This is a genomic window from Paenibacillus sp. FSL R7-0345 (genome assembly GCF_038595055.1).
Lineage (GTDB): Bacteria > Bacillota > Bacilli > Paenibacillales > Paenibacillaceae > Paenibacillus_AQ.
In genome coordinates this window covers 6,579,986-6,603,619 of sequence record NZ_CP152002.1, presented here as the reverse complement: position 1 = coordinate 6,603,619, position 23,634 = coordinate 6,579,986, and the positions used below count along the sequence as shown (strand labels likewise).

General features: G+C 53.9%; 21 protein-coding genes. 15 read left to right on the top strand and 6 right to left on the bottom strand.

The genetic code is table 11. The features are described from left to right. Positions 1-24 precede the first annotated feature (24 nt). The 9 genes from NST84_RS28640 (at position 25) to NST84_RS28600 (ending at position 10,669) form a co-directional block, all read left to right on the top strand. Positions 25-363, top strand: a complete 339-nt coding sequence (locus NST84_RS28640; RefSeq protein WP_342563399.1) for a DUF3243 domain-containing protein — start codon at positions 25-27, stop codon at positions 361-363. Positions 364-446: 83 nt separating this feature from the next. Then, positions 447-923: a glutathione peroxidase gene (locus NST84_RS28635; RefSeq protein WP_342563398.1), complete on the top strand. Its 477-nt coding sequence runs from the start codon at positions 447-449 to the stop codon at positions 921-923. 239 nt (positions 924-1,162) lie between these two features. Next, positions 1,163-2,797: a formate--tetrahydrofolate ligase gene (locus tag NST84_RS28630; RefSeq protein WP_342563397.1), complete on the top strand. Its 1,635-nt coding sequence runs from the start codon at positions 1,163-1,165 to the stop codon at positions 2,795-2,797. 369 nt (positions 2,798-3,166) lie between these two features. Further along, positions 3,167-4,531 (top strand): FAD-dependent oxidoreductase, encoded by a 1,365-nt coding sequence (locus NST84_RS28625; protein WP_342563396.1) that lies wholly within the window; start codon positions 3,167-3,169, stop codon positions 4,529-4,531. A gap of 253 nt (positions 4,532-4,784) precedes the next feature. Further along, a complete protein-coding gene (locus NST84_RS28620; protein WP_342563395.1) occupies positions 4,785-5,612 on the top strand; it encodes a formate/nitrite transporter family protein in 828 nt (275 codons plus the stop codon). A 371-nt stretch (positions 5,613-5,983) separates the two neighbouring features. Beyond that, positions 5,984-8,080, top strand: a complete 2,097-nt coding sequence (locus NST84_RS28615) for a molybdopterin oxidoreductase family protein (RefSeq protein ID WP_342563394.1) — start codon at positions 5,984-5,986, stop codon at positions 8,078-8,080. A gap of 140 nt (positions 8,081-8,220) precedes the next feature. Further along, positions 8,221-9,438, top strand: coding sequence for an MFS transporter (locus NST84_RS28610; protein ID WP_342563393.1), 1,218 nt, complete (start codon positions 8,221-8,223; stop codon positions 9,436-9,438). An 81-nt stretch (positions 9,439-9,519) separates the two neighbouring features. Next, positions 9,520-10,050: a GNAT family N-acetyltransferase gene (locus NST84_RS28605; RefSeq protein ID WP_342563392.1), complete on the top strand. Its 531-nt coding sequence runs from the start codon at positions 9,520-9,522 to the stop codon at positions 10,048-10,050. Beyond that, positions 10,031-10,669, top strand: a complete 639-nt coding sequence (locus tag NST84_RS28600; RefSeq protein ID WP_342563391.1) for an MOSC domain-containing protein — start codon at positions 10,031-10,033, stop codon at positions 10,667-10,669. The genes NST84_RS28605 and NST84_RS28600 overlap by 20 nt, the downstream gene beginning before the upstream one ends. 314 nt (positions 10,670-10,983) lie before the next feature. Here the strand turns inward: NST84_RS28600 and NST84_RS28595 are convergent, their stop codons facing one another. Together NST84_RS28595 and NST84_RS28590 are read right to left on the bottom strand one after the other, a co-directional pair. After that, positions 10,984-11,532, bottom strand: coding sequence for a GNAT family protein (locus NST84_RS28595; RefSeq protein WP_342563390.1), 549 nt, complete (start codon positions 11,530-11,532; stop codon positions 10,984-10,986). A gap of 39 nt (positions 11,533-11,571) precedes the next feature. After that, entirely contained in the window at positions 11,572-11,817 is a 246-nt protein-coding gene (locus tag NST84_RS28590; RefSeq protein WP_342563389.1) for a DUF2164 domain-containing protein, read from the bottom strand. A 245-nt stretch (positions 11,818-12,062) separates the two neighbouring features. Here NST84_RS28590 and NST84_RS28585 point away from each other — a divergent pair, with 245 nt between their 5' ends. Next, positions 12,063-13,808, top strand: coding sequence for a glutamine--tRNA ligase/YqeY domain fusion protein (locus NST84_RS28585; RefSeq protein ID WP_342563388.1), 1,746 nt, complete (start codon positions 12,063-12,065; stop codon positions 13,806-13,808). A gap of 425 nt (positions 13,809-14,233) precedes the next feature. Continuing rightward, on the top strand, positions 14,234-15,418 hold the full coding sequence (locus tag NST84_RS28580; RefSeq protein ID WP_342561696.1) for an IS256 family transposase: 1,185 nt from the start codon (positions 14,234-14,236) through the stop codon (positions 15,416-15,418). 223 nt (positions 15,419-15,641) lie between these two features. Here NST84_RS28580 and NST84_RS28575 read toward each other — a convergent pair whose 3' ends face one another. Beyond that, entirely contained in the window at positions 15,642-16,322 is a 681-nt protein-coding gene (locus tag NST84_RS28575) for a hypothetical protein (RefSeq protein ID WP_342563387.1), read from the bottom strand. Positions 16,323-16,492: 170 nt separating this feature from the next. Then, positions 16,493-17,713 (bottom strand): MFS transporter, encoded by a 1,221-nt coding sequence (locus NST84_RS28570; RefSeq protein WP_342563386.1) that lies wholly within the window; start codon positions 17,711-17,713, stop codon positions 16,493-16,495. Between the two features lie 214 nt (positions 17,714-17,927). Here NST84_RS28570 and NST84_RS28565 point away from each other — a divergent pair, with 214 nt between their 5' ends. The 4 genes from NST84_RS28565 to NST84_RS28550 all read left to right on the top strand — a co-directional run bounded on the left by NST84_RS28565 (position 17,928) and on the right by NST84_RS28550 (position 22,248). Then, positions 17,928-18,566 carry a molybdenum cofactor guanylyltransferase gene (locus tag NST84_RS28565; protein ID WP_342563385.1) on the top strand — a complete coding sequence of 213 codons (639 nt, stop codon included), beginning with the start codon at positions 17,928-17,930 and terminating at the stop codon, positions 18,564-18,566. A gap of 138 nt (positions 18,567-18,704) precedes the next feature. Next, a complete protein-coding gene (locus NST84_RS28560) occupies positions 18,705-20,576 on the top strand; it encodes an ABC transporter ATP-binding protein (RefSeq protein ID WP_342563384.1) in 1,872 nt (623 codons plus the stop codon). Next, positions 20,506-21,183: a response regulator transcription factor gene (locus NST84_RS28555; RefSeq protein ID WP_342563383.1), complete on the top strand. Its 678-nt coding sequence runs from the start codon at positions 20,506-20,508 to the stop codon at positions 21,181-21,183. The genes NST84_RS28560 and NST84_RS28555 overlap by 71 nt, the downstream gene beginning before the upstream one ends. Then, entirely contained in the window at positions 21,184-22,248 is a 1,065-nt protein-coding gene (locus tag NST84_RS28550) for a HAMP domain-containing sensor histidine kinase (protein WP_342563382.1), read from the top strand. It abuts the gene before it with no gap. Here NST84_RS28550 and NST84_RS28545 read toward each other — a convergent pair. Together NST84_RS28545 and NST84_RS28540 are read right to left on the bottom strand one after the other, a co-directional pair. Further along, on the bottom strand, positions 22,241-22,981 hold the full coding sequence (locus NST84_RS28545) for an SDR family oxidoreductase (RefSeq protein ID WP_342566545.1): 741 nt from the start codon (positions 22,979-22,981) through the stop codon (positions 22,241-22,243). The two genes, NST84_RS28550 and NST84_RS28545, sit on opposite strands and share 8 nt — an antisense overlap. Positions 22,982-22,998: 17 nt before the next feature. Continuing rightward, positions 22,999-23,592: a TetR family transcriptional regulator gene (locus NST84_RS28540; protein WP_342563381.1), complete on the bottom strand. Its 594-nt coding sequence runs from the start codon at positions 23,590-23,592 to the stop codon at positions 22,999-23,001. Positions 23,593-23,634 lie beyond the last annotated feature (42 nt).

Here is a 23,634-nt window from a genome sequence, read left to right as displayed (position 1 = left end):
AACTTAGATCGGGAGGCGGATGAGATGTCTGAGCATAATCACGTGGTCAGCAAGGAAGGGGATGTCAGCATTAACCGGGTGGGTGATGCCCTGGAGCGGATTGCTCCACAGCAGCGGGAGCAGATTCTTGAGGATTTCGGAAGCTTCCAAAATTATTTAAGTAAGCGCATTCAACTGGCGCAGAAAATCGGGCTCGGTGAGGAACAGCTAGCAGTGGCCGCGGAAAAAGTCGCTGATTATCTGGCCGATCACGAGGAGCCGCGCAACAGTGAGGAGAAGCTGCTGCAGGAGCTGTGGAAAGTCGGCAACAAGGAGGAGCGGCACCGGCTGGCCCATATGCTGGTTAAGCTGGCCCGGCGGTAATCTGTCTCCTGTTTTGTATTCACACAGCAGTATAAGGTATGATGACATTGACTAAATCAAACAGCCGAGAGGATGAAAAGCCAATGTCGATCTATAGTTTTGCCGCTGTTACCCCTGCGGGTAAGGAAGTGCCGCTCAAGGATTACGAGGGCAAAGTATTGCTGATTGCCAATACAGCCAGCAAATGCGGGCTTACTCCGCAGTATGGGGACCTTCAAAAGCTGTATGAGCAATACGGCGACCAGGGGCTTGTTGTGCTCGGGTTCCCCTGCAACCAATTCGCCGGCCAGGAGCCGGGAACGAGTGAGGAAGCAGAAGAGTTCTGTCAGGTTAACTACGGGGTAACGTTTCCCGTATTCGCCAAGACCGATGTTAACGGCCCAGACGCAAGCCCCTTGTTCCAGTATCTGAAGGGACAGCAGCCGGGGACGGCGGACAGCAGCGACATCCAGTGGAATTTCACCAAGTTCCTGGTTGACCGCAGCGGTAACGTGACGGCACGGGTAGAGCCGAAGGAATCGCCGGAATCCATGAAGGAGCTTATTGAGTCCCTGCTGTAACTGCACGGTGCAGCTGCAATTACCATGAAATGTTCAGCCAGCCCTCCCTGACCGGGATTACCGGTTGCGGGAGGGCTTTTTTGCTATGGAGTGCAGACCCTGCCGGCGGGTATACTATGAAAATATTCCTTGACGCTTTTCACGGACAATGTATTCTTTGAAGAAGGAAACATCACCGCGCGTCATACATAAAGAGCAAGCTGAGCAGGATAATAACGGCAGGAGGGTTTTATACAGTTATGAGATTAATTACAGAGGTAGCAGCAGCAGCAGGAATCAGCGGGGAGCATCTGGAGCTGTACGGAAAATATAAAAGCAAGCTGGCTCCTTCCCTTTGGGAAGAGGTAAAGCACAGGCCGGACGGCAAGCTGGTGCTTGTTACCGCCATTAATCCTACTCCCGCCGGTGAAGGGAAAACACTGACCACGATCGGACTGTCCCAGGCGCTGAATGCAGCCGGCGTAAAAACAGTAGCTGCGCTGCGGGAGCCTTCACTCGGCCCCTGCCTCGGTATGAAGGGCGGAGCAACAGGCGGCGGCAAAGCTCAGATTGTCCCGGCCGACGAGATCAATCTGCATTTTACAGGGGATATTCATGCCGTAACTTCCGCACATAACCTGTTGTCGGCGATGATTGACAATCATATATTCCAGGGGAATGCCCTGGGCCTTGATCCGCAGCGCATTGTCTGGAAACGTGTAATGGACATGAATGACCGCAGTCTGCGGAACATTGTGACCGGTCTCGGCGACGGTAACGGGACAGTACGGGAGAGCGGCTTCCAGATTACGACGGCTTCCGAAATTATGGCGGTATTGTGCTTATGTGATGACCTTGCCGACCTGAAGAAGAGGCTGAGCCGGATGCTGGTGGGCTACGATATGCTGGGCCAGCCGGTTACAGCTAAGGAGATTGGAGCTGTTGAAGCGATGACTGCACTGCTCAAGGAGGCGGTGAAGCCCAATCTGGTGCAGACGCTGGAAGGAACACCGGTCATTATTCACGGTGGGCCTTTTGCCAACATCGCACATGGCTGCAGCAGTGTAATCGGCACCCGTTACGCGCTGAAGCTGGGGGATGTGGTAGTCACTGAAGCCGGCTTCGGGGCTGACCTTGGAGCAGAAAAGTTCATGGACATTAAATGCCGCCAGGCCGGGCTTGCTCCGGATGCAGCTGTACTTGTCGTTACTGTAAAATCGCTGAAGTACAACGGCGGCGTCCGCAAGGAGGAGCTGTATGAAGGCAACCGTGCGGCGCTGCTCTCGGGGCTGGCGAACATGGAGCGCCACATCGAGAATCTAGGCAAATTCGGCGTTCCGGTGCTGGTCGCGCTGAATCATTTTGAGGGCGACGCACCTGATGAGGTGAACGCTGTGCTGGAGGCCTGCGGCCGTCTGGATGTGCCTGCTGCCGTTTCCAAGGTGTGGGCCGGGGGCGGAGCCGGCGGGCTGGAGCTGGCCGAAGAGCTCAAAAAGCTGCTTGACCGTGAGCCCGCAGCAACCTTCGCGCCGCTCTATGAGGATCAGCTCGATATTCCTTCCAAAATCAATAAAATCGTCACCGAAATTTACCGCGGCACAGGAGTAGCCTTCTCTCCGGCGGCTAAACGCAGCCTGGCCGTTATCGAGAAGCTTGGACTGCAGCAGCTTCAGGTATGCATGGCCAAAACGCCGTACTCCTTCTCCGACCAGCCGAGACTGTTAGGTGCACCGGAAGGCTTTACGATGGGAGTGCGGGATATTACACTGTCGCTTGGCGCCGGTTTTGCCGTAGTTATTACGGGCAATATCGTTACGATGCCGGGACTTCCGGCCAAGCCTGCTGCCGAGGGGCTGCTGGTCGATGAGGATGGCGTGCTGCACGGCTTGGAATAGACTGTCTAAATGAAAAAAATTTAATACGGCTCCCTGTGCCCGGCGGCTTGCCGCTGTGGTATCAGGGATTTTTTTTGGGTAAAAATAAATAGGCGCTATAGGATCCACCCCGGATTCCTTACATCGCCGCATCCTGCCGCCGGAGACATAAACTCTGCCTGCTTGGGGAAAATAAGATAACCGGAGACCATGCCGGCTGCAGGTAACAAATCAGGAGGCAATCCAAATTGTGAACAATGTGAGAAAAATCACAATTATACTTGTAATGTGAGAAAAATCACAATATAATCAACGTATAAAGTGAAATTAATCACAAATGACATTCATTATACCTTAAATAAGCTTTCCAATTTGGAGGAGGAAGAAATCATGAAAGTAGCAGTCATTGGATGTACCCATGCCGGAACCGCCGCAATTGTTAATACCGCACAGCTGTACCCGGATGCCGAGATTACGGTGTACGAACGCAACGATAACATCTCATTCCTGTCGTGCGGCATTGCATTGTATGTAGGCGGAGTAGTCAAAGACCCGCAAGGCCTGTTCTACTCATCGCCGGAAAAGCTTGCCGAGCTCGGTGTGACCACCAAGATGCGCCATGAAGTGATTAATGTAGATACCGCCGCCAAAACACTGCGTGCCCGTAACCTGGCAACCGGTGAGGAATTTAACGATACGTATGACAAGCTGATCATGACTACCGGCTCTTGGCCGATTATTCCTAAGCTCGAAGGTATGAACCTGGACGGCATCCTGCTCTCCAAGAACTATAACCACTCGAATACCATTATTGAGCGGGCTGAGCAGGTAAAAAGAATTACCGTTGTCGGTGCCGGCTACATCGGGGTAGAGCTGGTTGAAGCCTTCCAGATGAACGGAAAAGAGGTAACTCTGATTGACGGTGAAGAACGCATTCTCAGCAAATACCTGGATGAAGAGTTTACCGCTCCGATTCAAAAATCACTTGAGGATCACGGGATCAAGCTGGCCCTCGGCGAAAAGGTAAGCTCATTTGTTGGAGAGAACGGCAAAGTAACCAAGGTTGTTACGAGCAAAGGCGAACATGAAACGGATCTGGTTATCCTCTGCATCGGCTTCCGTCCGAATACAGAGCTGCTCAAGGGCCAGGTGGATATGCTGCCAAACGGGGCGATTATGGTCAATGATTATATGCAGACCAGCCTGCCGGACGTATTCGCTGCCGGTGACAGCTGTGCGATCCATTACAACCCGACCGGTCAGCATGCTTATATTCCGCTGGCTACCAACGCAGTCCGCATGGGTACACTGGTTGCCCGCAATCTGGTTGAGAACACCATTCCTTATATGGGCACTCAGGGCACTTCCGGCATCAAAATATACGAAGACAACATTGCCGGCACCGGCCTGACCCAAGAAGCAGCTAAAGCGGAAGGCATTGAGGTAGAAAGTGTGATGATCACCGACAACTACCGTCCGGAATTCATGCCGACTGTGGAGCAGGTACAGCTGAAAGTAGTCTATGCCCGCGGCACACGCCGGATTCTCGGAGCGCAGATCATGTCCAAAATGGACCTGACCCAGTCGATCAATACCGTATCGGTCTGCATCCAGAACCGGATGACTGTTGATCAGCTGGCCTTTATCGACTTCTTCTTCCAGCCGCATTACAACAAGCCTTGGAACTTCCTGAACACAGCAGGTCTTCAGGCCCTGCCTAAGACAACCCCGCGTAAAGAGACAGTGAATGTATAACCTATAGATGAGGATGATGACCGGAGCCGCCCTGGCTCCGGTTTTTTTGTGCTGTATACATAAAAACGGGTGAACGGTTATTGTGCCTTTTTTTATATTCACCATACCTGTGCTGTGCTAAATTTGACATGTCAGTGAAAACTTTCACGAAGCGTTTCCTGTGGTGATATTTATCACGTAAATGTGATTGGGATCACGCTACAATGAGATAAAGGAACAAATTTTAAGTATTTTTACGAAGGGGATAGGAATCATGGCATACAACAAACCGCAACAGATTGCCGAGGTAACGGTAGAGAACGGAGTCAAGAAGGCTCATAACCCGCTTGCGGCCGTACTTATTCTCGGTTTTCTGGGAGGAGCATTTATTTCGCTCGGATTTTTACTGGATATTCGTGTCATTGCGGGTGCACCTGCAGAATGGGGCTCCATCGCCAACTTTATCGGGGCGGCTGTTTTCCCGGTCGGGCTGATCATGGTGCTGCTGGCTGGCGGGGAGTTGCTGACAGGGAATATGATGGCGGTACCGCTGGCTTTTTTGGCAAAAAAGATTTCGTTCTGGGAACTCATGAAGAACCTGGTGCTGATTACGCTCAGTAACCTGGCAGGCGCCCTGTTCGTTGCTTATTTCTTCGGTCATGTAGTCGGCCTGACGGCTGAAGGCGTCTATCTGGAGAAACTGATCAGTATGGCTGAGCATAAGATTGATGTTACCTTTGTTCAGGCTTTTGTCTCCGGGATCGGCTGTAACTGGCTGGTAGCGCTGGCGGTGTGGCTCTCTTACGGGGCGGATAATTTCAGCGGCAAGATTCTCGGGATCTGGTTCCCGACAATGGCGTTTGTTGCTATCGGCTTCCAGCACGTTGTTGCTAACATGTTCCTGATCCCTGCTGCTATATTTGAAGGACATTTTACCTGGCTGGATTATTTCAACAACTTCGTTCCGGTGTGGCTCGGTAACCTGACCGGGGGGGCGGTCTTTGTAGCAGCGGCTTATTACATGGCTTACTTGCGCAAAACGCCGGCAGCCGTCCAGACGGTTGAAGGTGTAGCGGCCTCTGCAGTGAAGAAGCACGCTTAGCAGTGAGCTGAAGCTTGCCTGGAACAGATTTATATAGAAGGAATAGTAATAGGCACTCCTTGTATGACCGCCAACGTCCGTTAGTAATGGATAGGGGAAGCGGACATCAGGGAGTGTTTTTTTCATAGTTAAAGGTTTACAAAACAAAATTCGCCGTGCATATCCGACTCGGGGGAACGAAATCGGATTCACGGCGAATAAATAGGGAGTGTTTCATATGCTCTATTACCCGGACATAATAAGTTCGAATCACCCGTTTTCCGTGAATTTCTTTACGCGATGAAGCCCCCGTTTTACAATGGACAGACGGGCTGTTTATATGATCAAAAGCTTCAGATTATACGCGTAAATTAGGAAGGAGGGCATCCGCTTTGAAGTATAGCAGTGAAGGTGTTTTTCCGGCGGTATGTCCGCTGGACTGTCCGGACACTTGCGGGCTGCTGGTGCATAAGCAGAACGGTAACATTGTAAAAGTCGAGGGAAATCCGGCACATCCGGTCACAAAAGGGGCCATCTGCAACAAGGTGCGCAACATGGCGTCAAGGGTACATCACCCCGAGCGGCTGATGCACCCGCTGCGCCGCACAGGCCCTAAAGGCAGCGGAGCCTTTGAGCAGATTAGCTGGGACGAGGCGATTACAGAAATCACCGGACGTTACAAGCAGCTGTCTGAAGATTACGGGCCGGAGAGTATCCTGCCCTATTACTTTTACGGAAATATGGGTATGCTCAGCGTCGGCGGGATGGACCGCCGCTTCTTTAACAGGCTCGGTGCAAGCCGCCTGGACGCCAAAATCTGTAATGCAGCCGGGACAACCGGCTGGAAGTACACGATGGGGATCGACGGTGGAGCCAGTCCGGAGGATACGGTGAACGCCGATCTGATCGTCGTCTGGGGGGGCAATATTGTAAGCACCAATATGCATCAGGTGGTCTTTGCCGAGCAGGCCCGCAAGCGCGGGGCAAAGGTGGTAGTTATTGATGTGCACCGCAACCGCACTGCACAGTGGGGAGACTGGTTCCTGCCGCTGTACCCGGGGACGGATGCTGCACTGGCGCTCGGACTGATGCATATCCTGTTCCGCGACGGACTGGCCGATGAAGCCTTTCTGCAAGAATACACGGTTGGACATGAGGAACTGCGCGAACAGGTGCTGGGGTATCCGCCCGAGCTGGTATCAGAGATTACCGGCGTGACTGTAGCAGATATCGAGCAGCTGGCCAGGCTGTACGGTGAAGCCAAGGTGCCGTATATCCACATCGGCAACGGGCTGCAGCATCATGACAACGGCGGAATGAACGTCCGCAGTATTGCCTGCCTGCCTGCGCTGGTCGGGGCCTGGCTGAAGCCGGGCGGCGGGGCGATCAGGTCCAACGGCGGCTATAGCTCTGTTCATTCCCAGGCGCTGGCCCGGCATGATCTGCGCAGTAATCCGCTGGCCCGCAGCATTAACATGAACCGGATCGGGGAGGCACTGGCCCAGCAGGAGCAGCCGATTATGAGCTTATTCGTCTATGGTACTAATCCGCTGGTTGTCGCGCCGAGTGCCGACAAGGTGAAGGCGGGGTTTGCGCGGGAGGACCTGTTCACGGTCGTGCATGATCTGTTTATGACGGACACAGCGATGTATGCGGATATTGTGCTGCCGGCCACCTCCACTTTTGAAAATACAGATTTGTACAGCTCATATTGGCATCATTATATGCAGCTGCAGGAGCCTGTACTGGAACGTCAGGGTGAATGTAAAAGCAATGTCGAGCTCTTTTCGCTGCTGGGGCTGGCTATGGGCTTTGATCCGGAGATATTTGGCCAGCCGGAGGAGGACATGATCCGGGAAGCGCTGGATTATCCGGACAACCCGTACTTGAACGGGGTGACGCTTGAGCGGCTGAAGGCAGAGCGCTTCGTTAAGCTGGATATGTCGCCGAAGGCGCACTTTCTGGAGACGCTGCCGACCCCTTCCGGCAAGATCGAGCTCTATTCGAAAGCGATGGAGCTTGCTGGTCTGCCGCCGCTGCCGGTCTACACTCCGGTTAAGGAGGGTTATGACGGGGTGCGGCGTCCGGAGCAGGGAGCGGACTACCCGCTGATGTTCATCTCTCCGCCGAATCATAACTTCCTCAACTCAACCTTCGGCAATGTGGAGAAGCATCAGCGGATGGAAAAGGCTCCTGTCCTGCAGATTCATCCTGCGGACGCGGCAGCCCGGGACATCGCGCACGGCGATGAAATCACCGTGTATAACGGCAGAGGCAGAGTTGAGATTACAGCCATGGTTACTGACAAAATGCTGCCGGGCACCGTGATCAGCCAGGGGCTGTGGTGGGGCGGCAAAGGCAAAAAGCAGCGGATCAATGTGCTCACGCCCGACCGGCTTAGTGATATGGACGGCGGGGCCACCTTTTTCTCGGCTACAGTGGAAGTTAAGAAACGGGAGCAGCCCTTGGCCGAGCCAGGTTGCAGCTGATCAGGGACAAAATGGTCTTATTATTTCTATATTTGAATAACGCGATAAAGCGGTAATGTAAAAGCTTGCCCTTCACCCTGTTTTGGGATGATACTGGATGGATTGATGACACATAAGTAACAGGGGATGAAAGACAAGCCATGAAGTTTTTGCAGGACTATCCTAGAGAAGTCAAAGTATTTCTGATCGCAAGCCTCGTCAATGCGACCGGCAGCGCACTTATGTGGCCGCTCGTGACGATGTATGTTTTTGAGGAGCTCGGCCGCAGTATGCAGGAAGCCGGATTCGTGATCGCTATCCAGTCCTTGGGAGGGATTGCCGGACAGCTGCTGGGCGGTTCACTCTATCATAAGCTCGGCGTCAAGCGCCTGATTGTCGGCGCACTGGCTATGAACGCGCTCGCCTTGTTTGCACTGCCTGCAGCAAGCACCAACTGGTATCTGTTTATGGTAGCTATGGGACTGGTAGGCCTGTTTAACTCCATGGCACAGCCGGCGATTCAGGCCTTTGTCGGCTTCCGTTTTGCGGAGCGGAGGGGCGAGCTGTTCAATATCATTTATGTTGCGAACAATATCGGGGTAGCGCTCGGCACGATCCTCAGCGGCTTCCTGGCCGAAATATCCTATATGCTAAGCTTTGTGATGAACGGGCTGACCTCAGCCATATTTGCTGTATTTTTCTTGATTTATCTGCGGAAAATCACCAATGCGCCGGAGTACGAGCATGTGCCGCACAGAAACCGGACGCGGGAGCAGTCAGCCTGGAAGCTGGCCGGCAACACACGTCTGTACCTGTACATGTCGCTGGGATCGATGTTCCTGCTGATCGGCAATTCTGTCTGGAACACGGGCGTTTCCCCGTTTATTATTTCGGAAGGCTGGTCCAAGAGCCTCTACAGCTTCCTGTGGACGCTTAACGGCATTCTGATCTTTGTCGCGCAGCCGGTCGTAAGTCTGATTAAACGCTGGTTCGCCGGTACGTCCAATGCCCAGATGACGGCAAGCGCTGTGTTTTACCTGAGCGGATACGCGGTCATTCTGCTCATGCCAAGCTATCCCGGCCTTGTGCTGGCGATGATTCTGGCAACGCTTGGTGAGATGCTGATCTCCCCGGCCACTCCGGCCTTTATCGCGGACACCGCCGGACGCAGCGCCCCGTTCTACATGGGGCTTAGCGGCGGAATCGGAGCGGCGGGCAGAGTTATCGGACCGGCCCTGATGGGCGGCCTGTTCGACCAGGGCGGGCTTGCGCCCACCGGATGGCTTGCCTGTGCAATGGCCGTGCTGGCCGTCGGATTTTTTATTATCCACGCTTACGTTAACCGTTCATCCCGTCACTTGGAGCAAAATGCGGTATAATGGATAAAGCTGACTGGATGCGTATCCGGTAATCTGGAGATAGAACCTGGAGATAAAAGGCAAGGCAAGGGGTGGAGCGTTATGCAACAAATCAACGAAGGCTCGCTTACGATCCGTCTCTCGGAAATCAGGGATGTGCGTGAGCTGATCCTCCTGGACAATATGATCTGGACAGAAGATACGACACCGGGGCCGCTTATGTGGCGTTCCCGTGAGGATTATCTGCTGCATGCACCGCCGGGCTCACAGCTTGTCGCCCTGCAGCATGGCGAGCTGTGCGGATATGTGGGCTTTGGCTGTCCGAGCGGTATGGAGAGCAACCGGCATGTCTGTGAGGTGAACATCGCAGTCGATCCGCAGTTTCAGCGCCAGGGAATCGGCAGCAGGCTGATTGAGGCGATCAAACAGCATGCCGCAGACAACGGCATCCGGAAGCTGCGGCTGCGCGTGCTGTCGAGCAATGAGCCGGCGCTTGCTTTTTACCGCAAATGCGGATTTCAGGAGGAAGGCCGGCTGAAGGAAGAATTTTACCTGGGCGGTCATTATGTCGATGAAGTGTTTATGAGCTGTATGCTGACTGGAGGGAATCAGAATGGAAGTCATTTCGCTTAATGTAGGCAAGCCGGTAACGGTAGATTACCGCGGCAAGCCGCTGGAGACAGGGATTTACAAGCTGCCCGCGGAGGGGCCGGTACGGCTCCACGCTTTGGGCTTCGACGGTGACGGCCAGGCGGATCTCGTCAATCATGGGGGAGTCAACAGGGCAGTCTGTGTCTACCCGATTGAGCATTATACCTTTTGGGAGGAGCACCTCGGCAAAAAGCTGGCGTATTCCGCCTTTGGAGAGAATATTACAGTAAGCGGACTGCTGGAAACCGAGGTCTGCATCGGCGATGTGTACGAGATCGGTACAGCCCTGCTGCAGGTCAGCCAGCCGCGCTTCCCGTGCTTCAAGCTTTCACAGAAGCATGGTGCAAACGACATGCCGGCCAAGGTGCTGTCCACCGGGTACAGCGGCTTTTATTTCCGCGTACTGCGCGAGGGCGCGGTTGGCGCCGGTGACACTGTGGTGAAAGTGGAAACCGGTGAGGGGGATTACACCGTCCGGCGGGTGCTCAAAGCGATGGAGGTCGGCCGGAAGGATAAGTCTGATCTCGAAGAACTGGCTGAGATAAGCACGCTGACCGACGAAATCCGTGAGGATTTCCGGAAATGGCTGGAGCGGGAATAGAACCGGCTGGATTCAGCAGATAGCCGAAGGGGCTGCATCCGGTAGAGGGCTACAGCCGGGGCTGAAGCTACGGCATGCATGCGGGAAGCTGCTGCCGGAGCAGCGGTGGAGCGGGTAGCAGCTGAGGGGATGAGTCTGCGTCCTGCGGAAAACTGCTGCTGGAGCAGCGGTGGAGCGGTTGGAAGCTGCCGGAGCAGCAGTGGAGCGGCCGGAAGCTGCTGCCGGAGCAGCAAACAGCCTGGGTGGCCAAGCCCCCAGGCTGTTTGCTTGTGTATGTAGTGTAGACTGCGGTGTGACCCGCGGCCGCCCAGGCACTAGCCGAGCAGCTTCCACTCGCTGCGGAGCAGGCCGTATACGGCGTGGTTTACATAGCCGTGGGGCAGCTTCTCGGACTGGCGGAGCACGCCTTCGAATACAAAGCCCAGCCGTTCCGGAATGGCCCGGCTGGCCGTGTTGCCGGTGGCGCAGCGGATTTCGATCCGGTTGAGCTCCATTTCCAGCAGGGCGTAATCGACAAATACCCGGCAGGCGCTGGTCATATAGCCATGGCCTTCATAGCCTTCGCCCAGCCAGTAGCCGATGCCGACCGAACGGCTCAGCCAGTCAATTTCGTGGTACCCGATGATGCCGGCCAGCTCCCCGCGGACCCACAGTCCGGCGGTGAAGCCGCCGTTGTCGCTGCCCTGCTTGACGGCATTTTTGATGAAGGTGGTGATATGGGCCTGTTCGGCAACCCCGTCTACCCATGGCAGCCATTGTCTGAGCCGCAGCCGCGAGCGCTCAACCAGCGCGAACATCTGGCGGGCATGCTCCGGCATCAGCAGCTTCAGTACAAGCTCATCATCTACGACATAATTAAACATGCTGCTGTCTCCTCTCACGGCACGGGGCCGGTATGGTGCTTAACGCTTTTTCCACTCGAGGGCGTAAATGTCCTCTTCGAGCGACTGCATCCGCTGCACAGCCAGGGTGCGGCAGTCGCTTAGCGCAGTGTTGTAAATAGCCGGACCGAGCTCCTTGAGAAAAAAGTCCAGCAGACTGTCCGCCGCGAGATGGCCGATCGTCTCTCCGCGTTCCGCTTCAAAGTAGCTGCGGATATTTTCGGTAATCAGATCGCGCTGTTCTTTTGGCAGCTTCATTGGCTTCATAACGATGAATCCCCCTTTTTATAAAAATAGAAAGTAAATATTCCCCGCATACTTTTTTCGCTGAAACGGCTGCCGTCTTGTTTGGGACCGCATGTCCGTTTCAGCCTGGCAGAAAAAAATGTAAAAGCTTTATGCTTCCAATGCTACTCTATCGCCCGGAGTGAAGTCAAAGCATCACGGGAGAAAGGGCTCCCATACCCATTTCATTGATCATTCTCCGGTTAACGGGTATATTAATAGGAAACATGTTCATACAAGGACGTAAATTACAGAACGAGAGGTTGATAGCTGTGGAGAACCGTGGAACACCCTCCAATTTCATCAAGAATATCATTACCGAAGATTTGAGCTCGGGTAAAGTAAAAGAAGTGGTCACCCGCTTTCCGCCGGAGCCGAACGGTTATTTACATATCGGACATGCCAAGGCGATCTGGATTAACTTTACACTGGCTGATGAATTCGGCGGCAAAACCAACTTGCGCTTTGACGACACCAATCCGCTGAAGGAAGATACGGAATATGTAAACTCCATCAAAGAGGATGTAAAGTGGCTTGGTTATGAGTGGGAGGAGATGCGGTTTGCCTCTGACTATTTCGGAGAAATGTACGAGCGTGCTGAGCTGCTGATCCAAAAGGGCAAAGCCTATGTGGACGACCTGTCCGCCGACCAGATCCGCGAGCTTCGCGGCACGCTGACTGAACCCGGCAAGAACAGCCCGTACCGTGAGCGCAGCAGCGAAGAGAGCCTGGACCTGTTCCGGCGCATGCGTGCAGGTGAGTTCAAGGACGGCGAGAAGGTGCTGCGCGCCAAGATCGATATGGCCTCGCCTAACATCAACCTGCGTGACCCGGTAATCTACCGGATTTCGCACACCCATCACCATAATACAGGCGATGCCTGGTGTATTTATCCGATGTATACCTTTGCCCATCCGCTGGAGGATGCTATTGAATCTGTGACCCACTCCCTGTGTTCCCTGGAGTTCGAGGACCAGCGTCCGTTCTATGACTGGGTTATTGCCGAATGCGAGATGCCGGCGGCGCCGCATCAGTATGAATTCGGCCGGCTTAATCTGGCCCAGACGGTGACCAGCAAACGGAAGCTGAAGCTGCTGGTGGATGAAGGCCATGTGGACGGCTGGGATGATCCGCGCATGCCGACTATCTCCGGACTGCGCCGCCGCGGCTATACGCCGGAAGCGATCCGTAGCTTTGTACATGAGACTGGCATTTCCAAAAGCCAGGGTCTTGTTGACCTGCAAATGCTGGAGCATTTCATCCGGGAGGACCTGAAGCTGACGGTGCCGCGCACCATGTCCGTACTGCGGCCGCTGAAGGTCGTAATTACGAATTATCCGGAAGGGCAGACGGAGTATTTTGAGATCGAGAACAATGTGGAGAATCCGGAGATGGGCAACCGCCAGATTCCATTCTCCCGTGAAATCTACATTGAGCGCGACGACTTCATGGAAGTGCCGCCGAACAAGTACTTCCGTCTCTTCCCGGGCAATGAAGTTCGCCTGAAGAACGCCTACTTCATCAAATGCAATGACTTCATTAAGGACGAGAACGGCGAGGTTGTGGAGCTGCATTGTACCTATGACCCGGAGACAAGAAGCGGCAGCGGCTTTACCGGCCGTAAAGTCAAAGGCACCCTGCACTGGGTCGATGCCGGTCAGGCTGTTCCGGCGGAGTTCCGCCTGTATGAGCCGCTGATCTCGGCTGAAGAAGCCGATGCTGAGGCAGAAGTAGAAGGCCTTGAGGTGTCTGCCGACAAGCCGGAGCCAACCTTCCTCGATCAGCTCAACCCGAACTCGCTGCAGATTCTGCAGGGCTTCGTCGAGCCGGGCCTGAAGGACAGCGTGCCGCAGGACAAGTTCCAGTTCTTCCGCCACGGTTACTTTAACGTGGACAGCAAATACTCGACACCTGAACACCTCGTGTTCAACCTGGTCGTGTCGCTGAAAAGCTCATTCCAGCCTGGGAAGTAAGGCTGCACTATAAAAGGCTGCCCCTGTTGTCTTACGCTGACGGGGGCAGCCTTTTTTGCGGCCTGTTTGTTTCCTGCTGGCGGTTGGTGACAGTAGCTGCTCGGGTCAGCGGCCTGCTACCGGCACGAATTTAGAGGGAAAAATCCCGCTAACAAGCCCAATCTGCCCTGCTGAGCGCACGAATAGAGGGAAAAATCCCGCTAACAGGCCTGATCTATCCTGCTGAGTGCACGAATAGAGGGAAAAATCCCGCTAACAAGCCCGATCTACCCTGCTGAGCGCACGAATAGAGGGAGAAATCCCACTAACAAGCCCGATCTACGATGGCGTAAAATAAGTTGTGTACCAAGATTTGGAGCCTAGCAGGCAACAAAAAAGTAGGGTATTCTCGGGATTACCACACCACCGAGAAGGAGCCCTACTCAATGACTATTGTACCCGAAAATATGCTGAATAATCTATTTGAAAAACTTGTCACTGACTTCGTAAAAGAAAATTTGGAATCGATCCTGCGTGCGGAAATTGGGGCCTTCATGTCCAGTGAAGCTGCCGGTACACGCAACAGCCGCAACGGATACTACACCCGAAATCTACACACGAAGTATGGCAATGTGGAGGATCTAGAGGTCCCCCGCGACCGTCAGGGCCTATTCCAGACTCAGATGTTTGAACCGTACCAAAGACGAGACGGTTGGCTAGAAGAGGCTGTCATCCAAATGTACAAAGCAGGCATGGGCACACGGGATGTAGCCCGTTTCATTGAAAGTATGTTTGGCAGCCACTACTCTGCGACCACCGTCAGCAACATTACAGCAACTGTACTCGAAGACATCCAGCAATGGCAGAAACGGCCGCTAAACAAACGTTACTCGGTCATCTATCTGGATGGTTTATACGTCAAACTGAAGCGCGGAACCGTGAGTGGTGAAGTCGTCTATTTCGCGATGGGAATCGACGAAGATGGACAGCGCCAGATCCTTGGCTTCTATGTCGGCGGCCAGGAGAGCGCAAACGGCTGGCGTGAGGTGCTTAAAGATCTGTACAGCCGCGGCGTCCATGAAGTCTTGCTGGGTGTATTTGACGGGCTGCCAGGACTAGATACCGCCTTCCGTGAAACCTATCCCAAGGCGGATGTGCAGCACTGCGTCGTCCACAAAATCCGTGGAACCTTTCCTAATATTCGGGTTCAGCACAAGACCGATTTTTTTGAAGATTTGAAGACAGTGTATACAGCTGTAGACCATGAATTAGCACTGGCTGCGTTCGATACGGTGAAGGCGAAATGGGGCAAGTTGTATTCAAAAGAGTTACAGTCTTGGGAGAACCAATTCTCTACCTTGCTGACATTCTACAAGTACCCTCCGCTCATAAAGGAGGCCATTTACACCTCGAATCCAATTGAACGAATGAACAAGGAAATCCGCAAGCGTCTTAAGCCGATGAACAGTCTGACGAACATGGACGCAGCAGAGAAAATTATTTACCTTGAAATAATGGAGTACAACAGCCGTTTTGCCGAGCGAGTCACTCGTGGCTTTGGCGATCCGGGAGTCCGGAAGAAACTGACTGCTATGTTTGAAGCCAGGTACCCGGTGCTAGAAGACCTGTAGCAAGCAACCTAATTCCCGTGTTCTAGGGCCGGGGTTCCCCCGCCCCTAGAACACCCATATTGAAATAATAAAGACCTGAGAACCCACTTTTCACTTTCTTACACAAACTTCTTGACGCTACCCGATCTACCCTGCTGAGTGCACGAATAGAGGGAAAAATCCCACTAACAAGCCCGATCTACCCTGCTGAGCGCACGAATAGAGGGAAAAATCCCGTTAACTACTACCATAGATCATTGTCCAGCATATTATGAATATACTCATATTTTCGGATTCGGCTGCCGCTGGGGCCCGGGACAGGCTTCAGCCTGCCTTTTTCACACAATTGATTGATGTACCTTTTGATCGTTTTTGGATCAGCCGCGAGACCATTTACTAAATCAACAGGCCGGATGATCCCGTTCGAGCATGCTGCAATCTGCAGGATTTCCCGCTCCACTTTTGTATATTTGCTGAGCCTATCGGCGGATTTTTGCAGCAGACACGGGAATAATAAAGTTTTACATAATGATATAGTCAACTCCGGCGCAGACTCCAGATCATCATACGGCACGGCAACCACACGATACCCTGCAATCTGCAGATAAGTTTCCCTGTTCAGCTCCTGGCGGTATCTGGTCCGGTCGGTGTTCTGTACATGGGGGCCATAGCCCTTGATTTCAATCGCAAACTTAACCTGCCCCGGCTTCCAGACATAGTCAATAAAGTAAGGACGGCCGCGCCAATCGGAAACCTCATACTCTGGATGAAGATGTGTAAAATCCCCGAATAACGGCCACCATACCCGCTCTGCAAATAACTTCTCCCCATGCCCGTGCCCCCGCTCCAGACGATCCAGACGTTCGCCGGTTCTCCTCCGCTTATGGCGGCTCAGCCATTTCTCATGCTCTTCAGCAAATCCCATTTTTAAATCTCCCCTATATAATAATATAAAAAAAGTCCCGCACCCCAATAAGCTTGGAGTACGGGACGTTCTTCGTCCGTTTTATTTCGATTATAAAATCCCTAGGTTTGCACCGTCAATGACGAATCGGCATTCCGAGCCGGGGAAGTTGAACATCCATTACATCAATGCTAAAACTCCTCCAGCTCCTCCTCATCATTAGGACGGTAGCCGCCGCGGATGACGAACAGCGCCATCAGGCCGAAGCCGCAGGTTCCGATAAAGGTGAGGAACGCACCGGACTGGTACATGCTCTGCGCGCCCAGGTTCTGGTACAGCCAGCCGCCAAGCACGCCGCCCAGAATGCCGGCGATGCCGCTCCAGGCTAGTGTATACAGAGCCTGTCCCGAGGAACGGAACGGAGCAGGGACCAGCAGCATCGTCAGCTGGGTGCCGACATAGAAGAAGCCGCCGAAGGTGATGCAGTGCAGAATCTGGATCAGCGCTACCTGAACCGGGGTTGTCGCCTCAGCCATCAGGCCCCAGCGGATCAGGAACAGTGCGCTCACCGCAGCCAGCAATCCCAGCAGCACGGATATTTTGCGCTTCAGGAAACGGTCGCACAGCACCAGCACGCCCATCTCGAGGATGGAGGAAAGGAAGACGGCGAGTCCGATCATGGTTTTACTGCCGCCCAGCTCCGTTATATACAGCGACACAAAGGTGTTATTCATCGTATTGGGGATGGACACCAGGATGCCGAAAAGGATGAAGCACAAAAAGAACGGATTATAAAAAATCTGCCGGAAGCCCTTAAACGGCAACGGCGCAATCCCGATGGAGTGATTCAGCCGCGGCAGCGCAACCAGAGCGAGCATTGCCATGCCGAGCAGTACTGCAAACAGGTAAGACAACACGGATACGCCAGCCCACTCAATCACCGGACCCGCCAAAATAGCCGTAAATGCCCAGCCCAGCGATCCCCACAGCCGGAAAGAGCTGAAGCGGTGCCCGGTATCCTCGATATAGCTGAGAATCATGGTGTTGCTCTGGGCAAACAGCGGTCCCTGAAAGAAATAGAAAAAAAGGATGAAAATATAGATCGTTTCATATGTATAGGCCTGAAAAACAAGCTGCGACAGCACCAGCGTCCCGGTAAGCATAACAAGGACGATCCTCCGGATATTCTGGTACTTATCGGTCCAGATTCCCCAGAACGGATTGGCTACGATGGAAACCAGCGCGCCTACAGACATCAGGCTGCCGATTTCGAGCTTGTTCATACCGACATCCTGCAGATAAAGCGGAAAAAAGCTGGTGAACAGAACGACTGTCCCGTATACGAAAAAGTTAAACCATTTCAGAGAGGCAAAAGTTGGCTGCTTACTGTTATTGTCCCGCAAATTGGGCACTCCTTTCCCGCCAGATGCCATGCCTTCCATGGAGGCACCAAGAAGATAGGCCCCATATATCACTGTAACATTAGTTGAAAAGGGATACAAACCAAGTTTTACAAATTGCAAGCTTAAAAAGAGTACATGCCGGCGTTTTTAGCGGAGGGCTGCTGTTTTCAGATTGTAAAGTCTGTTACGCTTATCCTATTACATCCCGCAACAGGAGGATAATATGGCACACTATTCAGGAATTATACTCACCGGCGGAGCTTCGCGCCGGATGGGCACAGATAAAGCGCTGCTGGAGCTTGGCGGCAGACCCGTCATTGCCCGGCTGTCAGACGAGCTGGGTCAGCTGGCCGGCAGCACAATCATTGCCTGCGGCCCCCGGCAGCGGCAGGAGTATAGCGGCCTCGGGCTGCAGCAGGTTGCGGACGTCTACCCGGGCTGCGGGCCGCTGGCCGGACTTCATGCGGCGCTAAGCCATACGCAGCATGAGTGGAATCTGATAGCAGCCTGCGATCTGCCTTTTGCTTCGGCAGAGTTTCTGCGTTATATCCTCGGCACTCATACGGAGGCTCAAACACATACGGGCAGCTCTAACCAAGGCAGCGGCGCAGATGCCGCAGTAGCAGTATCCCGCGAAGGCCGGGTGCAGCCGCTGCTCGGTCTGTATCATAAGCGGGTGGTTCCGGTACTGGAGGCCGCGCTTGCTGCCGGAAATTACAGGTTCATGGACTGTCTTAACAAGCTGGATGTCCTGTATGTACCGGAGTCCGGGTTTATACCAGCTGATCCCTCAGCACCCTCGCCTGTATTCAACATGAATACACCGGAGGACTACGCTGCAGCAGCAGCAATGGTACAGTAAACCGCCGCTAGACAGCTTTTCAAGGAACCTGTTTAATTTCAGTTTAAATTGCCGCAATATGATAAGGACTGAGGCGGAGAACCTAAACGCAAGACTTAAGCTCCAGAAGATCAATCCGCCAAGAAAAGAGGAATTCCCATGAATAACATTAAATCGCCCCGGCAGGAGCGGCAGGGTGCGGCCATGAAGCCGTTTCTGAAGCTGCTGCATCAGACGAAACCTTCCTACGGGCTGCTGACAGTCGCCGTTCTGCTGAGCATGGTCTCCACTTTGGTTGGCCTTGTCATTCCCATGTTCACCAAAAATCTGGTCGACGGCTTCTCCCTTGCCTCTATCAGCAAGCTGCAGATTGCCGGCATTGCCGGAGCATTCATCGCCCAGACTATTGCCGGCGGCGTCTCGATTTATCTGCTGAATTATGTGGGGCAAAAGACGGTAGCGGCGCTGCGCGACCGGCTATGGCGCAAATTCCTGATGCTACCCGTGTCCTATTTCAACGATAACCGCACAGGCGAAAGTGTCAGCCGGATGACCAATGATACCGGGATTCTTAAGACGCTTATTTCCGAGCATCTGGCCAGCCTGTTCACCGGCGTGATTTCGATTGTCGGCTCGATTTCAGTGCTGCTGTATCTGAACTGGAAAATGACACTCGTACTATTCACAGTCCTGCCGTTGTCCGCGCTCATCCTTGTGCCGCTGGGCCGGCAGATGTACAAAATATCCAAAGGAACACAGGACGAGACAGCTTCTTTTACCGCAACGCTAAGCGGGGTGCTGTCTGAAATCCGGCTGGTGAAAGCCTCGGGGGCGGAAGATAGAGAATATGAGGCCGGGCGGACCGGCATTATGAATCTGCTCTCTTTTGGCATACGGGAAGGTAAAATCAGTGCAATGATCAGTCCGCTCGTCTCCTTCGTATTCATGATGCTGCTGGTGGTGATTATCGGCTACGGGGGCATGCAGGTGTCATCGGGTGCGTTAACTGCGGGAGAGCTGGTCGCTTTTATCCTGTATCTGATTCAGATTGTTATGCCGCTGACGCAGCTTACGCAATTTTTCACCCAGATTCAGAAAGCCAAGGGCGCTTCGGAACGGATCATTGAAACGCTGGCAGCAGAAGAGGAAGTATACGAAGGTGCAGAGGAAGCCGTTCAGGCGGAGGCGCCGATTGTTGTGGAAGACCTGAGCTTCGCGTACAAAACAGGTGAGCAGGTGCTGAAGGAGGTCAGCTTTACGATGCAGCCGGGCCAGGTAACCGCAATTGTGGGTCCGAGCGGCGGCGGAAAAACGACTCTATTCTCTTTGCTGGAGCGCTTCTATCAGCCTAGTCATGGTCTCATTAAACTTGGCTCTAAGCCGGTATTCACATTCTCACTGCGCTCCTGGCGGAAGCTGATCGGCTATGTATCTCAGGAGAGTCCGCTGCTGGCCGGCACAATTGCCGACAATCTGGGCTACGGGCTGGACCGGGAAGTCACGGAGGCAGAAATGCAGCGTGCGGCGGAGATGGCTTATGCTGACAAGTTCATTGAGGAGCTGCCGGACGGGTACCAGACGGATGTCGGTGAACGCGGCGTGAAGCTCTCCGGCGGACAGCGCCAGCGGATTGCGATTGCCCGGGCGCTGCTGCGTGATCCGCAGATTCTGATGCTCGATGAAGCGACGTCCAGTCTCGACAGCCAGTCAGAAGCGGTAGTACAGAGAGCACTCTCGAACCTGATGAAGGGACGGACGACGATTGTTATTGCCCACCGGCTGGCGACGGTCGTGAACGCGGATCAGATTGTTTTTATGGAAAAAGGCCGGATTACCGGCAAAGGCACGCACGAAGAGCTGTTGCAGAACCATGAGCTGTACCGGGAATTCGCAGAGCAGCAGCTGCAGATGAACGTACCGGAGCCGGAGAGCAGCCGGGCAGAGGGAGGACCTTTTGAATATGGCGAAAATACTGGTGGTGGACGACGATCCGAACATCCGCGAATTGGTGGAAGTCTTTTTGAGGGCTGAGGGGCTGGATGAGGTCTGCTGTGCGTCCGATGGTGTGGAGGCGCTGCGGCTCATGGAGGATAACGGTGCCGATCTGGCAATTATTGATGTGATGATGCCTCGTATGGACGGCTGGGAGCTGTGCAGCGAGCTGCGCAGGAGCTACGATATTCCGATACTGATGCTGACTGCCAAGGGAGAGACCGCGCAGATTGTCAAAGGGTTTGAGCTCGGTACAGACGATTATCTGGTGAAGCCGTTTGAGCCGCCGGTGCTGATTGCCAGGGTAAAAGCGCTGCTGAAGCGCTACCAGATTTCCGCTGCGCAGAGTGTTACTAGCGGCCGTTTGCGGATGAACCGCAAAACCTATGAGGTCTCCTCGGAGCTCGGCAGCCTTACACTGCCGCTCAAGGAATTTGAGCTGCTGTTCAAGCTGGCGAGCTATCCGGGACAGACGCTGACACGCGACCGGCTGATTGAGGAAATCTGGGGCTATGACTTTGAGGGAAACGAGCGGACGCTGGATGTGCACGTAGGGCGGCTGCGTGAGCGGTTTCCCCGGGAACAGTATGCGTTCCAAATCCGCACTATTCGCGGGCTGGGTTACCGCCTGGAGGTGGATAAGTAGATGGACAGGAGCAGGGCCGGGGATATTTTAAAAGCAGTTGCGGGAATCCTTGTGGTAATTACAGGCTTCTATCTTTCCTGGAACGGCGGGTATTTCGGGTTAAAGCTGCTCGAGAAGTATTTTGGCTGGTCCCTGACGCCGTACACATCCCAGCTGCTGACGATGGTGCTGCAGTTCTTTATTCTGTTTCTGCTGGCCGGGACTTCAGCGCTGATCGGCCGGCTGAGAGGAGATAAACGGGCCTTTTATATCCCGATCATTACAGCCATGCGGCAAATTGCTAAAGGGAATTTCAAGGTGGAGATCGAAAACAGCCGGCGCTACGGGCAATTCGGCAGCATAGTTGAAGGGATTAATGAAATGGCCAGTGAGCTGGGCCGGATGGAGATTATGCGCCAGGATTTTATCTCCAATGTGTCGCATGAGATCCAGTCGCCGCTGACCTCCATCCGCGGTTTTGCCCGTGCCCTTCGGAATGAAGGCTTAAGCGCAGAGTCCAGGCTGCATTATCTGGATATTATTGAGGCGGAGAGCAGCCGGCTGTCGGGGCTCAGCGATAACCTGCTGAAGCTGTCGGCGCTGGAGGCAGGGAGCTTTCCCTTTGAGACGAAGCCGTACCGGCTGGACAGGCAGCTGCGCGAAATGATTCTGGCTGCCGAGCCGCAATGGCTGGAAAAGGATATTGAAGTGGAGGCAGATCTGGGGGAAACCATGGTCGTTGCCGTCCAGGATCTGATGAGCCAGGTATGGACGAACCTGCTGCATAACAGCATCAAATTTACACCGCAGGGCGGACAGATTTATGTCCGGCTGCGGCCGGTGGAGGATGGCGTCGAAGTGGAGCTGCGGGACAGCGGAATCGGGATTGCGGAGGAGGAGCTGCCGCGGATTTTTGAACGGTTCTACAAGGCGGATAAAGCGCGGAGCGCCAGCGGGGGCGGAAGCGGGCTGGGTCTGTCGCTGGTAAAAAAGATTGTCGAGCTCCATGAAGGCAGCATAACGGTAACAAGCCGCCCCGGTGAGGGGACGGCTTTTGTGGTCCGGCTGCCGCAGCGGCTTAAATAAAGCCGCCGTTCACCCGCAGCGTTTGTCCGGTAATCCAGGCGGACTGTTCGCCGGCCAGGAAGCTGACAACGCCGGCGATATCCTCAGTCTCCCCTAAACGGCCGAAGGCATTGGCCTTCTTCAGCCCTTCGAGCTGAGCCTCTGACTTGCCTTCCAGAAACAGCTCTGTTGCAACCGGACCGGGAGCTACGGCATTAATTGTAATACCCTTTGCACCGAATTCTTTGGCTAACTGGCGGGTAAACTGCTCCACTGCACCTTTGGTGCCGGCATAGATGCTGTAAGCCGGGAACATCTGGCCATTGACCGAAGTGGAGAAATTAATAATCCGGCCGCCCTGCTCCAGATGCAGGAATGCCTGCTGGCAGGAAAAGTAAGTACCCTTGACATTGATTGCAAACTGCCTGTCGAACTGTTCCTCTGTAGCATCCCCGATTAGCGAGTTGATCATAATGCCGGCATTGTTGACGACAATATCTATTTTGCCGAAATTATCTTTTGCCTCCAGGAATAGCCTGGCGATTTGCCCAGGCTTGCTGACGTCGGCTTGAACAGCTGCTGCCCGGCCGCCTTTCTGCTGTATGCCCTGGACAACTTCCTCTGCCAGCTCCGGGCTGCTGGAGTAATTTATAACAACTGCCGCCCCTTGTTCAGCAAGCTTCTCGGCAATATTCCGTCCGATGCCCCTTGATGAGCCTGTAATAATAGCGACTTTTCCCTGAAGATCATTCATCATAATGATTTCCTCCTTTAGATATGCGGCCCCGCAGCTGGGCTCAGTCCTCTGGCCAGCAGCTCCCAGAGCTGTGTGAAATCCTGCCGGATCAGGCTGCTCTGCCATTCATAGGCATGAGCCGGATGATGATACCGGGCCGTTGCATAGAACAGTGCCCGGGCAAGCGTGGAGGCACTTTCAGCTTGTGACAGCTGATTAGTCTCCTGCCCTCTGCGTATGATTGTGCTAAGCTGGCTGATGATCCGCACGATATGCGCTTCAATCAGAGCTGCGGCTTCCTCGGTTACCGCTGCATACATCCTGAACATCTCCCCGTCCTGCTCGGCATGATGCGCTTTAAGCTCAAACAGTCTTGTTATATACTGCTGCAGCTGTTTAAGCGAATCTGTCTCTTCAGCCTCAGCTATTTCAGTTAACGGAAGGATGATCTGTTCCTCCAGCCATCTCTCGGTTACGGCCTCACGAAGCGCAGCCTTGCTCGGAAAATGCCTGTACAGTGTACCATGGCTCACGCCCAGCAGCTTGGCAACATCGGTTACCGAGGTTTTATCGGGACCGAATCTGCGCAGGGTCTGTTCAGCGGCATCCAGTATTTCAGTTTTACTCAAAAAAGATCCGGTTTTATTCATAAGTGATGTTCCTTTCTTTAA